General features: G+C 59.1%; 12 protein-coding genes and 1 tRNA gene. 4 read left to right on the top strand and 9 right to left on the bottom strand.

The window, feature by feature from the left end:
• Positions 1–12: 12 nt before the first annotated feature.
• The 5 genes from dnaB to rluD all read right to left on the bottom strand — a co-directional run bounded on the left by dnaB (position 13) and on the right by rluD (position 6,307).
• The gene (dnaB, locus tag K5E80_RS02860; RefSeq protein ID WP_220634738.1) at positions 13–1,413 is read right to left on the bottom strand and encodes a replicative DNA helicase; all 1,401 of its coding nucleotides are present in this window, start codon (positions 1,411–1,413) and stop codon (positions 13–15) included.
• 135 nt (positions 1,414–1,548) lie between these two features.
• Positions 1,549–3,597 (bottom strand): excinuclease ABC subunit UvrB, encoded by a 2,049-nt coding sequence (gene uvrB / locus K5E80_RS02855; protein ID WP_220634737.1) that lies wholly within the window; start codon positions 3,595–3,597, stop codon positions 1,549–1,551.
• A 179-nt stretch (positions 3,598–3,776) separates the two neighbouring features.
• Positions 3,777–4,580 carry a ZIP family metal transporter gene (locus K5E80_RS02850; RefSeq protein ID WP_220634736.1) on the bottom strand — a complete coding sequence of 268 codons (804 nt, stop codon included), beginning with the start codon at positions 4,578–4,580 and terminating at the stop codon, positions 3,777–3,779.
• A 24-nt stretch (positions 4,581–4,604) separates the two neighbouring features.
• Positions 4,605–5,348, bottom strand: a complete 744-nt coding sequence (gene pgeF, locus K5E80_RS02845; RefSeq protein ID WP_220634735.1) for a peptidoglycan editing factor PgeF — start codon at positions 5,346–5,348, stop codon at positions 4,605–4,607.
• Positions 5,345–6,307 carry a 23S rRNA pseudouridine(1911/1915/1917) synthase RluD gene (gene rluD / locus K5E80_RS02840; protein ID WP_246591047.1) on the bottom strand — a complete coding sequence of 321 codons (963 nt, stop codon included), beginning with the start codon at positions 6,305–6,307 and terminating at the stop codon, positions 5,345–5,347. The genes pgeF and rluD overlap by 4 nt, the downstream gene beginning before the upstream one ends.
• Before the next feature lie 7 nt (positions 6,308–6,314).
• Between rluD and K5E80_RS02835 the strand changes: the two genes are divergently transcribed.
• Positions 6,315–7,106 carry an outer membrane protein assembly factor BamD gene (locus tag K5E80_RS02835; RefSeq protein WP_246591045.1) on the top strand — a complete coding sequence of 264 codons (792 nt, stop codon included), beginning with the start codon at positions 6,315–6,317 and terminating at the stop codon, positions 7,104–7,106.
• Between the two features lie 4 nt (positions 7,107–7,110).
• Here the strand turns inward: K5E80_RS02835 and K5E80_RS02830 are convergent, their stop codons facing one another.
• Positions 7,111–8,049, bottom strand: a complete 939-nt coding sequence (locus K5E80_RS02830) for a CysB family HTH-type transcriptional regulator (RefSeq protein WP_220634732.1) — start codon at positions 8,047–8,049, stop codon at positions 7,111–7,113.
• 15 nt (positions 8,050–8,064) lie between these two features.
• Positions 8,065–9,966: a SurA N-terminal domain-containing protein gene (locus tag K5E80_RS02825; RefSeq protein ID WP_220634731.1), complete on the bottom strand. Its 1,902-nt coding sequence runs from the start codon at positions 9,964–9,966 to the stop codon at positions 8,065–8,067.
• Between the two features lie 306 nt (positions 9,967–10,272).
• On the opposite strand from K5E80_RS02825, the gene K5E80_RS02820 reads away from it, so the two are divergent.
• A tRNA-Ser gene (locus K5E80_RS02820) sits at positions 10,273–10,362 on the top strand.
• Positions 10,363–10,459: 97 nt separating this feature from the next.
• Here the strand turns inward: K5E80_RS02820 and K5E80_RS02815 are convergent.
• Together K5E80_RS02815 and K5E80_RS02810 are read right to left on the bottom strand one after the other, a co-directional pair.
• Positions 10,460–11,086, bottom strand: coding sequence for a LysE family translocator (locus K5E80_RS02815; protein ID WP_220634730.1), 627 nt, complete (start codon positions 11,084–11,086; stop codon positions 10,460–10,462).
• Positions 11,087–11,289: 203 nt separating this feature from the next.
• Positions 11,290–11,724, bottom strand: a complete 435-nt coding sequence (locus tag K5E80_RS02810; RefSeq protein WP_220634729.1) for a CBS domain-containing protein — start codon at positions 11,722–11,724, stop codon at positions 11,290–11,292.
• Between the two features lie 453 nt (positions 11,725–12,177).
• On the opposite strand from K5E80_RS02810, the gene K5E80_RS02805 reads away from it, so the two are divergent.
• Together K5E80_RS02805 and K5E80_RS02800 are read left to right on the top strand one after the other, a co-directional pair.
• Positions 12,178–12,741, top strand: coding sequence for a bactofilin family protein (locus tag K5E80_RS02805; protein ID WP_220634728.1), 564 nt, complete (start codon positions 12,178–12,180; stop codon positions 12,739–12,741).
• A 127-nt stretch (positions 12,742–12,868) separates the two neighbouring features.
• Positions 12,869–13,384 carry a glycine cleavage system transcriptional repressor gene (locus K5E80_RS02800; RefSeq protein WP_220634727.1) on the top strand — a complete coding sequence of 172 codons (516 nt, stop codon included), beginning with the start codon at positions 12,869–12,871 and terminating at the stop codon, positions 13,382–13,384.
• The last annotated feature ends 3 nt before the right edge of the window (positions 13,385–13,387 follow it).

Below are 13,387 nucleotides of genomic sequence, written 5' to 3'. Positions count from 1 at the left end.
CGCGCGGGAAAATCAGTAGTGCCCCGGCGCCGCGGAATTTACGAATTTGGCATACTCACCGATGAAGGTAAGTGTGACCTTGCCGGTCGGCCCGTTGCGGTGCTTGCCGATGATGACTTCGGCAAGGCCCTTGTTCTGCGGATTTTCGTTGTAATACTCGTCGCGATACATCATCATGATGATGTCGGCATCCTGCTCGATGGCGCCGGATTCGCGCAAGTCGCTCATCAGCGGGCGTTTGTCGTTGCGCTCTTCGACCTTGCGCGAAAGCTGCGACAGGGCAAGGATCGGTACTTGCAGTTCCTTCGCCAGCGACTTGATCGAGCGCGATACCTCGGAAATTTCGGTGGCGCGGTTTTCGCCTGAACGTGTCGAGGACATCAGTTGCAGGTAGTCGATCACGATCAGGCCGAGCTTGCCGCATTGGCGATGCAGGCGCCGCGCCCGGGCACGCAAGTCGGTGGCATTGATGGCGCCGGTTTCGTCGATATGGATCGGCGCATCATGCAGGCGGCCCAGGGCGACGGTCATTTTGTCCCAGTCGTTATCGGTGAGTTGCTTGGCGCTGCGCATCTTCGATTGGTCGATGCTCGCGACCGAGGACAAAAAACGCATGGCCAGTTGCGGCCCCGACATTTCCAGCGAGAAGATCGCCACCGGCAGGCCGAGATCGACGCCGACGTGCTCGGCGATATTGAGCGCGAACGCGGTTTTGCCCATCGAGGGGCGACCGGCGATGACAACCATGTCGCCCGGCTGCAAACCGGAAGTCATGCGGTCGAGATCGGTGAAGCCGGTCGGCGTACCGGTGATCTCGCTCGGATCGTCGCGGTCGTAGAGCTGCTGCATGCGATCGACAGCTTCGCCCAGCAACGGCTGAATGGAAACGAAGCCTGCCATGTTGCGCGAACCGGCCTCGGCGATCTCGAACACTTTCTGTTCGGCGATGTCGAGCAGTTGCTTGGCCTCGCGTCCGGCGGGATTTAACGCGCTGGCGGCGATCTCGTCGCCGACCGTGACCAGCTTGCGCAGCACTGCGCGCTCGCGCACGATCTCGGCATAGCGGCGGATATTGGCCGCTGACGGCGTGTTGTTGGCAATCTCGCCGAGATAGGCGAGGCCGCCGGTCTGGTCGACTTCGTTGGATTTCTCGATCGATTCGTACACCGTCACCACGTCGGCGGGACGGCCGGCCTCGACCAGCTTGCGGATGTGGATAAAAATGCGGCGGTGGTCGTCACGGTAGAAATCCGCATCACTGACCACGTCGCCGATGCGGTCCCAGGCCGTGTTGTCGAGCAGCAGGCCACCGATCAGCGACTGCTCGGCTTCAATCGAGTGCGGCGGCAGTCTGAGCGCGGCGATCTGCGGATCAGCTTGTTGATTATTATTGAATGCTCTTACCTGCGACATCGATTATCCCCCGAGCAGACGGTGCACTCTACGCTTTGGCGTGGCAGGTGCAAGGTATAAGTTTGTGGAAATGTGCTGAATAAGCTGTGAATGGCTTGTGATCATACTGGGGATAAGTTGTAGGGTTTTTCCTGCTCAATCACCGATCGACGAATCGTGCGCTTCGCCGCCAAACGCGAGTTTCTTCAGCTTGAACAGTTCATCGCGCGCGGCGGCCGCTTCCTCGAACTCCAGATTCCTGGCGTGTTCCTGCATGGCTTTTTCGAGACGCCTGATTTCCTTGGCCAGCGCCACCTCGCTCATCGCCTCGTAGCGCGCCGCTTCCTGCGCCGCCTTGAGTTCGCGTTGCGCTATCTCTATGTCATAAACGCCGTCGATGATGTCCTTGATGCGCTTCACCACCCCGGCCGGCGTGATGCCGTGTTCGGCATTGAACTTGAGCTGCTTGTCGCGGCGGCGGTTGATCTCGGCGATCGCGCGCTGCATCGAATCGGTGACGCGATCGGCATAAAGAATGGCGCGGCCGTTGAGGTGGCGCGCGGCGCGGCCCATGGTCTGGATCAGGCTGCGCGTCGAACGCAGGAAGCCCTCCTTGTCGGCATCGAGAATCGCCACCAGTGACACCTCGGGAATGTCGAGGCCTTCGCGCAGCAGGTTGATGCCAACCAGCACGTCGAACAGGCCAAGGCGCAAGTCGCGGATGATCTCGACGCGCTCGACGGTGTCGATGTCCGAATGCAGGTAGCGCACCTTGATGCCGTTGTCGGCAAGATAATCGGTGAGCTGTTCGGACAGCTTCTTGGTCAGCGTCGTCACCAGCACGCGTTCGCCCGCGGCGACGCGTTTGCGGATTTCGCCGAACAGATCGTCGACCTGCGTCGCGGCGGGTCTGACATCGATTTCCGGATCGACGAGGCCGGTCGGCCGCGCCACCTGCTCCACCACCTGGCCCTGATGCTGTTCCTCGTACTCGGCCGGCGTCGCGGAAACGAAGATGGTCTGCGGCATCAGGCGCTCGAATTCCTCGAATCTGAGCGGCCGGTTGTCGAGCGCCGAAGGCAGCCGGAAACCATAGTTGACCAGGTTTTCCTTGCGCGAACGGTCGCCCTTGTACATGCCGCCGATCTGGCCGATGGTGACATGCGATTCGTCGATAAACATCAACGAATCGGGCGGCAGGTAATCGATCAGCGTCGGTGGCGGTTCGCCCGGTTGGCGCCCGGAGAGATGGCGTGAGTAGTTCTCGATGCCCTTGCAGAAGCCAAGCTGATCCATCATTTCCAGATCGAAGCGGGTGCGTTGCTCGATGCGCTGGCACTCGACCAGTTTCTGCTCCTTCTGGAAGAATTCGATGCGCTCGCGCAACTCGACCTTGATTGCCTCAATCGCTTTCACTATCGTCGCACGTGGCGTGACATAGTGGCTCGATGGATAGACCGTAAAACGCGACAGCTTCTGCTTGTTATGGCCGGTGAGCGGATCGAACAGAGTCAGCGACTCGACCTCATCGTCAAAGAGGATGATGCGGATCGCGCTCTCGGCATTTTCGGCCGGGAACACGTCGATCACGTCGCCGCGGACGCGGAAGTGGCCGCGCGCGAACTCGACCTCGTTCCTCTCATATTGCATCTCGACCAGGCGGCGAATGATGTCGCGCTGCGTGAGCTTCTCGCCCTGGCGCAGATGCAGGATCATGGTGTGGTAATCGACCGGATCGCCGATGCCGTAAATCGCCGACACCGTAGCCACGATCACCACGTCGCGCCGTTCGAGCAGGCTCTTGGTCGCGCTCAAACGCATCTGCTCGATGTGTTCGTTGATGCTCGAATCCTTCTCGATGAACAGGTCGCGTGCCGGCACGTAGGCTTCGGGCTGGTAGTAATCGTAGTAGGAGACGAAATACTCGACCGCGTTGTCGGGAAAGAATTCACGGAATTCGGAATACAGCTGCGCCGCCAGCGTCTTGTTCGGCGCCATCACCAATGCCGGCTTGCCGAGCCGGGCGATGACATGGGCCATGGTGTAAGTCTTGCCCGAGCCGGTGACGCCAAGCAGGGTTTGGTAGGACAGGCCGTCGTTCAAACCCTCGACCAGTTGCTGGATCGCCTGCGGCTGATCGCCGGCCGGCGCAAACGGCTGGTGCAAGCGGTAAACGCTATTGGGGAATTCGATCAGGTCGCCCATGGCTTTATCGTTTCTGTGCCTGATTGACCGGAGCGATAGTTTGGGGATTTACAAAGGGGCCTGCCCTCTTGTTCCCATATGGGAGATATACAAGGGGAGTCTCCCCCTGTTCGTACATCTGCGTTTTTTCGGCCATCGAAGTGATCCTGCCTGGGTCCAGCACAACCTCTTTGAGAACCCTACACGCCCGACACGAAAGCGTCTATCAGGCGGTGACTAAGAGCGATGGAAGCAATGCCGAGTCCGATCAGCACCACTTGCTGGACCGTGGCTTTCAGTTCGGTGCGTTTATGCAGGCCCGGAATCAGGTCGGCCACGGCAACATAGATCATGCTGGCAGCGGCGAGTCCGAGCATCACCGGCACCACGCCCTCGGCACGCGACAGCGCGAAATAGGCGAGCAGACCGCCGACCACTGTGGCGAAACTGGACAGCAGGTTGTACATAAAGGCCCTGCTGCGGCTGTAGCCGGAATGGATCAGGATCAGGAAGTCGCCGACCTCCTGCGGAATTTCGTGGGCGATGATGGCCAGCGCGGTCACCATGCCGAGGCGGATGTCCGCCATGAAAGCGGACGCGATCAGCACGCCATCGACGAAATTATGGAAGGTGTCGCCGATCACAATGAGCAGCCCGCTGCGACCGTGGTCGTGGCTGACGGCAGCTCCATGCTCAGGTTCGATCTGCTCATGCCCTTCGCATTCCTCGATGTGGCAATGGCGCCAGATCACCAGCTTTTCGAGCACGAAGAAACCAAGCAGGCCGAACAGGATCACCTTGCCAATGCTGGTAGCATCACCGCTGGCGATCACCGCATTCGGCAGCACCTCGAGAAAGGCGGCACCGAGCAATGCGCCGATGGCATAACTGATGAGATGCGGCACCCAGGCTACGCGCGCGGTAAAGGCGAACGCCGCCGCTGTGGCAACGCTCAAGGCACCGCCCAGAAGCGAGGCCGCAATGATCCAGTAAAGTAATGACATAAACCGTGAATTATACCCGCCGTGTCAAGTTGGCCCGGCCAACCAGATCAGCGAGGCCATGCGGCCGGTAAGCTTGTCGCGGCGAAACGAATAGAAGCGCTGCACATCCGTCACGGTGCATTCGCCACCGCCGTAGATGCGTGTCACACCGAGCGCATTCAACCGTTGTCGTGCCAACAGATAAATGTCGCCCAGCCATTTGCCATTCGCTATCGACTTGAACGCCGTGGCAGCTTCGTGGTCGTGCAAAAAAAACGGGTCGCGCACGTCGGCGCCTACCTCGAAAGCTGTCGGGCCAATGGCCGGGCCCAGCCACGCCAGTAATGTCTGCGGTGCTACCGGCAGGGTTTTCACCGCCGCTTCGATAACCCCCTTGGCCAGCCCCTGCCAGCCCGCATGCACGGCGCTGACAACGCTGCCGCTTTCATCGCACAACAGCAGCGGCAGACAATCGGCGGTAAGCACCGCGCATACCCTGCCCGCTGTATGGCTCCACGAGGCATCGGCTTCCACGCCGGGAACGCTGTTTTCCACCGCGATGCAAGAAACCCCATGCACCTGCTTGAGCCAGAGCGGATCGGCCGGCAGTTCCGGTGCAAGTTGGCGCAGCCGTTTGCGATTCGCCGCCACGGCCTGCGGGTCGTCGCCGACATGATCGGCGAGATTGAAACTGGCATACGATCCGACGCTGACGCCTCCCTGGCGCGTCGTCACCAAGGCGCGCACGTTCTTCGGCGCGGGCCAGTCGGGGATGATGAAATCGCTCATGGCAGGCTCCTCAAGGTATCGAGCAATTGCGTAAAGTCCTCCGGCAATGCGCTTTCCCATTGCATCGCTTCATGGTTGACCGGATGCAACAAGCCGAGTTGCCAGGCATGCAGCGCTTGACGGGGAAAGGTGTCGAGCAGCGTATCGCCCGACTTGCGCTTGCCATAAGTGGCATCGCCCACTAGCGGATGACCGATCGATGCCATGTGCACGCGGATCTGGTGCGTGCGGCCGGTGTCGAGCATGCATTCGAGCAGCGTCGCCCTGGCAAAACGCTCAAGCACACGGTAATGGGTGCGCGCCTGACGCCCGCCCGGCACCACCGCCATGCGGGTGCGTTGTGTGGGATGGCGGCCGATGGCGGCGTCCACTGTCCCATCCTGGCCGGCCTGGCCATGCACGAGGGCCAGATAGTGGCGCTTGACCGTGCGTGCCTGCAACTGGCGCACCAGATCAGTCTGCGCTTCCAGTGTCTTGGCGACCACCAGCAGACCGCTGGTGTCCTTGTCGAGCCGATGCACGATGCCGGCGCGCGGAATCTCGGCCAGGCCGGGCGCATGATGCAGCAAGGCATTGAGCAGTGTGCCCGAGCGGTTGCCGCTGCCGGGATGCACGACCAGGTCAGCCGGTTTGTCGATCACGATGAGAGACTTGTCTTCAAAGACAATGCTCAACCCGATCGCTTCGGGTTTGTCGTCTGTCTCAAGAATTCCCTCCGGCATCCGCAGCTCCACCATTTCGCCGCCCCAAGTCTTGCGGCTCGGCGCGGCCTGGGCGCCGTCGACCATGATGTGGCCGTCCTTGAGCCAGGCGGCAAGACGGCTGCGCGATAAATCGGGAAACAACTGCGCCAGCACCGCATCGAGTCGCAGCCCGGCACAGTCGGCCGGAATTCGAGCGCGGCGGACAGGCAACCCGCTTCGGCTATAATCGCCCGCATTCGATTCCAAGGTTTTCATCATGCTCATCGCGCGTAGTGTAGCGGCAATTGCGGCCATTCTTCTCCTGCTTGCCGGGTGTGCCGGCAGCGGCAAGGACAAGGACGAGACCAGCGGCTGGTCGGCGGAGAAAATCTACACCGAGGCGCGTGGCGCGATGTCCGACGGCGCATGGGACAAGGCCATCAAGCTGTTCGAAAAACTCGAATCGCGCTATCCCTACGGGCGCTATGCGCAACAGGCCCAACTCGAAGAAGCCTACGCCTATTACAAACAGGACGAAACCACTTCCGCCGTGGCGGCCTGCGACCGTTTCATGAAACTGCACCCGAACCACCCCAGCGTCGACTATGCCTACTATCTGAAGGGCCTCGCCAACTTCAACGAAGACCTCGGCCTTTTCGGCAACTTGACCAATCAGGATCAATCGGAGCGCGACCCCAAGGCGGCGCGCGAGTCCTTCAATGCCTTCAAGGATCTGGTCGCCAAGTTCCCCAACAGCAAATACAGCCCCGATGCCGTGGCGCGCATGGTGTATCTCAACAACTTCCTCGCCGCGCATGACGTGCATGTGGCGAAATATTATTATCGTCGTGGCGCCTACATTGCCGCCGCCAATCGCGCCGAGCAGTCGATCAAGCAATACCCGAACGCGCCAGCCACGGAAGAGGCCCTGATCCTGATGGTCCGTTCCTATGATGCGCTTGGCATCAAGGATCTGCGCGATGATGCGCTCCGCGTCCTGAAAAAGAATTTCCCCAAGACCGACTACGCAACCAAAGTGCTGGAAACCGAAGAGCCGTGGTGGAAGCTCTGGTAACAGATCAGATATCGTAGATCTGGCTATCGTCGCGGCTTGCCGCGGCAACCGCCGCCGCCGACAATTGCGGCGACAGCAGTTCCAGGAACACCAGCGCGAACTTGCGCGAAATCACGCCGCGGCGCAGCCCTACCCGCGTCATGTTGGCGCCAAACAGGCTGCCTGCATCGACCGCGCCAAGACTGTTGTCGCGCTGTGCATCGTAGGCCACCTCTGCAATGATGCCGATGCCGAGCCCGAGGCTGACATAGGTCTTGATGACATCGGAATCCACTGCGGTAAGCACCAGGTTGGGCATGACGCCGACACGCTTGAATGCAGCGTCGATGCGCGAACGTCCCGAGAACATCGGATCGTAGGTAATCAGGGGATATTTCGCCAGCGCCTTGAGCGAGAGCGTGTTTTTCAATACCGGATGATTGAGCGGCGCGATCACCAGGTGATGCCACGTATAGGCCGGCAACGTCACGAGCCCGGCCTCCTTGGCCAGCGACTCGGTGGCAATGCCGATATCCGCCTCGCCGCGCAGCACGGTCTCGGTAACCCGATGCGGGTCGCCCTCGCGGATTGAAAGCTTTACCTTGGGGAACCGTCGCGTGAATTCAGCGACCACGCGCGGCAGGACATAGCGCGCCTGGGTATGCGTGGTGGCGACGGTAAGGGTTCCCGTCGATTCGTCAAGCTGATCGTCGGCGGTACGCTTGAGGTTGTCGACCTCCAGCAGCACCCGCCGCGCAGCCCGGATCACCTCTGCGCCGGCAGCGGTGATGCCGATGAAGCGCTTGCCATTGCGTTCGAACACGGTAATGCCAAGCTCTTCCTCAAGCTGGCGTACCTGCTTGCTGACGCCCGGTTGCGAAGTGAACATCCGTTCCGCCGCCACGGTGACATTGAGGTTGCTGTCGGCGACCTCAATCAGGAAGCGGAGTTGCTGGAGCTTCATGGCAAGTTAAAGTGGCTACTCCTTGGCCTGCAGCAGCACCTTCTCGTTTATCTCGATGCCCGCCTTTTCGCGCAGTACGCCGATCCAGGCGGCAAATTCTTCGCCCGCCACCAACTGCTGATACTGATCGTGCAGTGCCTTGGCGCGCGGATTGTCGGCGCCACTGTAAGGAATCACCTGGGTGATGCGATACAGGACATATCCGCCATCCTGTCCTGTGGCGCCGGCAAACGCCGGCAGTGACAAGGCCGGCGTCTTGAATATTGCATCCAGCGCAGCGCGCGATACGCCTTCGGCCCCCATGCGCGCAATGCGATGGCTCGCACCCCAGCTCAACTTGCCCTCATCGCCCTTCTTCAAGGCGGCAAGCTTTTCTTCGCCATCCTTGGCGGCCAGTTTGCGCGCTTCTTCGAGCGTGAGTTTCTTTTCGATGGTCGACTTGACCTCATCAAACGTCATGACGGTGGCCGGTTTCGACTCGATTACGCGCGCCGCGACCAGCGTATTGGACGCCACTTCAACGGCCTCGGTATTGCGTTTGTTCTTGATCGCGTCATCGCTGAACAAAGCCGCGAGCAGCTTCGGATTGCTGGCAAGACCATTACCCGACACACCCTTGGCTATCCAGCCCGATTGTTGTATCTCCAGCTTGAATTTGTCGGCCACCGGCTTCAGGCTGTCGGCTTGCTCGTACACCATGTTGGTAAAGGTCTCGGCCGCTTCGGCGTACTTCTTTGCCGCCGCCTGCTGCTTCAGTTCGGTTTCAATCTCGCCGCGCACGTCGGCCAGCGACTTGCTCTTTTCGGCGCGGATGCCGGTGAGCTGGATAATGTGGAAACCGTAGTCGGAACGCACCACGCCGCTGATTTCGCCTTCCTTGAGCGCAAAAGCGGCATCCTCGAACGGCTTGACCATGGCGCCGCGGCTGAACCAGTCGAGGTCACCGCCCTTGGCCGCCGAACCGGTGTCCTGCGAATTCTGTTTCGCCAGTGCCGCAAACTCCTTCGGGTTTTTCTTCACCTGCGCCAGCAGCGCCTCGGCCTTGGCCTTGGCTGCCGCCACCTTGGCCTCGGGCGCACCCTTGTCGGCAAGGATCAGGATATGGCTGGCACGGCGTTGTTCGCCCTGCTTGTAGCGATCCGCGTGCCCCTCATAGGCCGTCTTGATCTCGGCATCGCTGACGCTGACCTGGCCGAGCAGTGCCGCCTGCGACAGAATCACGAATTCCGCGCGCACCTGTTCCGGCAGTTCAAAGTCCTTGCGATGCGTGTCGTAATAATTTTTCGTTGCATCGACCGCCAGCTTGACCTGCGCCAAGTATTGCTCCGGCTTGAGTTCGATGCTGGCAACTTCGCGTTCTTCGAGCAGCGCGTTCTGCCACAAACCAGCCGCCGCTTTGCCCGTCAGAGAGGAGGCGGACAGCCCGCCGGCCGCTTGCTGCAGGATCAGATCCTGACGCAGACGCGCCTCGAAGGCTTCTTTCGACAGGTTCTGCGCGGCCACCACGGCATCGTAGCGCTCCTGCGAGAATTTTCCCTCCACTTGCAGCGCGGGCACCGAAGCGATGAACTGCGATAGTTGTTCGTCGCTGACAGTGAAATGCGCCTTGCGTGCAAAGTCCGCGAGCAAGCGGCGATTAATCAGCGTCTCAATGACGCTGCGCCGGATCTCCGGCGAGTCGAGCATGGCGGGCGGAATCTGCTGGCCGCGTGCTTGAGCGCGCAGACGCTCCTGCTGGTCGCGCAGGGCTTGGCGGAATTCCTGCGGCGTGATCTTACTGCCGCCGACCTTGGCCACATCATCACCCGCACCGCTGTTGCGGAAATATGACTCCACGCCAAAAAAGGCGAATGGCAGCATGATGAGTACGAGGAATACCTGTACCAGTCTGCGATTATTGCGAACGATGTCGAACATGGATTGGCCAATTCATTCATTGATAAATAGATCGAACCAGTTCATGGTTCGGACTTGTATTGCCTGAAGAGACACCGCAGCATCCCGGTACGGCGGACGTCATTTTAACCGACGGCGAAGCCATGCCAAAGTAAGTTAGGACTTAAACCGGCATTGTGAGAAAATCCGCAGCCGTTCGGAGGTGTGGCAGAGTGGTTGAATGCACCGGTCTTGCCGCACGCGAAGCTTGCGGTAGCGAAGGCTTCAACGCGCGTAGCGCGTTTGCCGGAGCTAAAACCGGCATCGTGGCAGAATCCGGTGCCGTTCGGAGGTGTGGCAGAGTGGTTGAATGCACCGGTCTTGAAAACCGGCAACGTCGCAAGGCGTTCGTGAGTTCGAATCTCACCGCCTCCGCCAGAACGATGTCCAATGAAGTCCTGGAGAACCGCTTAAATACAGGGGATGCACAGTTTCAGTTGTCCAACGTGGTTTGGCATCGTCCTGTTAAAGCCGGTCAGCGCTCAGAAAGTGCCAAACGCAGCGCAAGGCTTACGAACACAAGAGCAGTAATGCGATTCATAAGGCGCTGTGCAATCGTCGAACTTCCAAGCAATTTCCCAAAGATCGCCGCCATGTAGGTGATGGTTCCGAATGATAGGAGTGTTGCGATAATTAAGACGAATCCAAACCAGGACAATTGCAGAGCGACCGAACCTAGCTTTGGATCGACGAACTGAGGCAGGAAGGCGAGAAAAAACACCACCACCTTCGGGTTTGTGAGGTTCATGAGGATACCTCTGAGGTACAGCGTTTTATACGGTAGAGACTGAACAGTACCTTGAGCAGGATTGCAGTCTGGTGCCCGATATGCTTGCCATGCAAGGTATGCCAGATACGCTGCCCCTACATACTTGAGGACAACGAAGGCCGAGACTGAGGCTGCAAACACAGCGGCAAGACCAAGCGTGACAGCGGCGGTTTGAATTACCAGTCCAGTACATAGCCCTAAAACAACGAACAGCCCGGCTTTACGTCCGTTCGCTACCGACTGCATGAAAACATAGAGGTTGTCTGGACCGGGTGAAAATCCGAGGAGGAGGGATAACCCGAAGAACGCTGCTGTGGTTTCGATCAATGGCATTTGTGGCTTCTACCGATAATTGATCAGCAGCAGATTACTGCATTGGCACATTAGCCTCGTCACCAATTTCGCCTGTAACCATCAGCCCCCTCACCAAAGCCGCTGCGTCATCGCGTGGAAGGCCAATGCTGTCTTTGTCGAGGGAAGTACACGCGAAGTTACATCTGAGGCGGCTTTCCCCGGAATATGCGATATCGTTTTATTTACTTATAACTCTGGCGGATGTATTCGCGCCGATGTGCTTCCGCCGCGAATTCTTCCAGTTCGGGATCGAATGCATTGCGCGAGCCGACTATGCCGATCGGTTTGCCATTTTCGACGACCGGCGCATGCCGGAAGCCATTTTCCTGCATCATCACGAGCGCAAAACCGTAAGTCATTTTGGGGCCGACGGTCTTTGGATCGGCGGTCATCACCTCGGACAATCGCGTGGTAACGGGATCCAGCTCGCGTGCGACAACTCGAAATAACGCATCGCGCTCGGTAAAGATTCCAACCAGGCGCTCTTCTACGACGACCATCACCGCCCCGGTTTTCTTCTTGGCCATCAATACCGCGGCTTCACTAACGGTGGCCTCGGGCGGAAGCGTAAGAACCTTCTTCGGGTCCATAAAATCTTTAACCAATTGCTCGAACATGACACTCTCTCCTCCGGGAATTCGAATTAATGCTTATAGTTTTAGTATAACGGACGTTCGGAAATGTCGTGGCCCAAAATAATTTGAGGTTGATGGTTCTCGTTTGGCTTGAAAAAATGCTCACATTAGACGAGCGTTGGGCAAAACAGCCCTTCCATATCCGTGCGAAATTTGTCGCGACGATCATTTTTTCGTGAACCAAATTCTGTCTGCAAACAACGACAGCTGATAGCGCTGCGAATCAGGCGGTTGAGACAAGCGCCACAGCACAATGTCGTGATGTGGCGACAAACAGGAAGCTGCAACGCAACTACAATGCGCCGACAGTTGCCACTATCTGCTTGAATCAGAAACGCTATTTGGCATTAAGTCGCAACAGGCACGGGGCTTGCGCCAAGGCCTGCATCCGGATCGGCCATGTAGCGCCGCAAAGGATTTCAGCGAGGACAACCCATGTTCAAGAGTTCCAGCTTCGGCAAGAGTGCTGATTCAGCGCGCGACGCGCGTTACCCCAATCTCAACAAACCAGCCGCCCCCGCGCCACAAACCTCTAGCGCAGTTGCACCAGCAACACCGGCCAAGCTGGCCGAACCGGCCGAACCGGCCAAGCCAGCCAAGGCAGCCAGCGACAGCGACAATTCCATCGGCAATCGACTCATCGTTGGCCCTGACGTCAAACTCAAAGGCGCAGAGATCAACGACTGCGACACCCTGATCGTCGAGGGCCGCGTCGAAGCCACGCTCGACAGCCGCATCATTCGCATCGCTGAACAGGGATCGTTCGAGGGTACTGTCGGCGTCGATACGGCAGAAATCCGCGGCCGTTTCGACGGCGAATTGACTGCGCGAGACCAGTTGTTCATCCATGCCGGCGGCCATGTCAATGGCAAGATCCGCTACGGCAAGATACTTATCGAAGAAGGCGGCCAGATCTCCGGCGACGTGCAGGCAATTGCTGCGAACGCGGCATCGATGCAGACCGCCATCAAACCGAAACCCGTCATCTCGGCGGTATAGTTTTCCCCTAACGCTACGGGCGCCCCCCTCCCCCCAACCTGCGCCCGTAGCGTGTTTTTCGCACTGCGTCGATATGCAGTGCCGTTAGAATGCCGGCTTATTCATAATTGCCTCGTGTGAAGCCGCCATGTCTACCAATCTTGTCCTTACTGTCATCGGCAACGACCGCCCTGGCCTGGTCGAAGAACTCTCTACCGTCATCAGCAAACACCAGGGCAACTGGCTGGAGGCCTCGATGTCGCATCTGGCCGGGCAATTCGCCGGCATTGTGCGCGTCGCACTTCCCGATTTCCAGGCCGCGCTGCTGCAAGCCGCCCTGTGTGGCCTCGCCGATCTCCAGATCACTACAGCCACATCATGCGTCGATACCAAAGCAGAAGGCCGCACCTTGCTGCTGTCGCTGGTGGGACACGACCGCATCGGCATCGTCAGGGAGGTAACGCAAGTACTCGCGCGGCATACGGTGAATGTCGAAAAGCTGACCACCTACACTGCCAGCGCCCCCATGTCGGCGGAGACCCTGTTCCACGCTAACGCCGAACTGCGCGCTTCACCCACCCTCGACGCACGGGCACTCAAGGCTGAACTGGAAAACCTTTCCGACGATCTGATGGTGGATATTTCCATCGTCGAAACCCTCTGAGTC

Origin of the sequence: Georgfuchsia toluolica, from assembly GCF_907163265.1 — a bacterium.
Lineage (GTDB): Bacteria > Pseudomonadota > Gammaproteobacteria > Burkholderiales > Rhodocyclaceae > Georgfuchsia > Georgfuchsia toluolica.
Note: the sequence above shows the minus strand (reverse complement) of the source record. Positions and strands in the feature narration are given on the sequence as shown.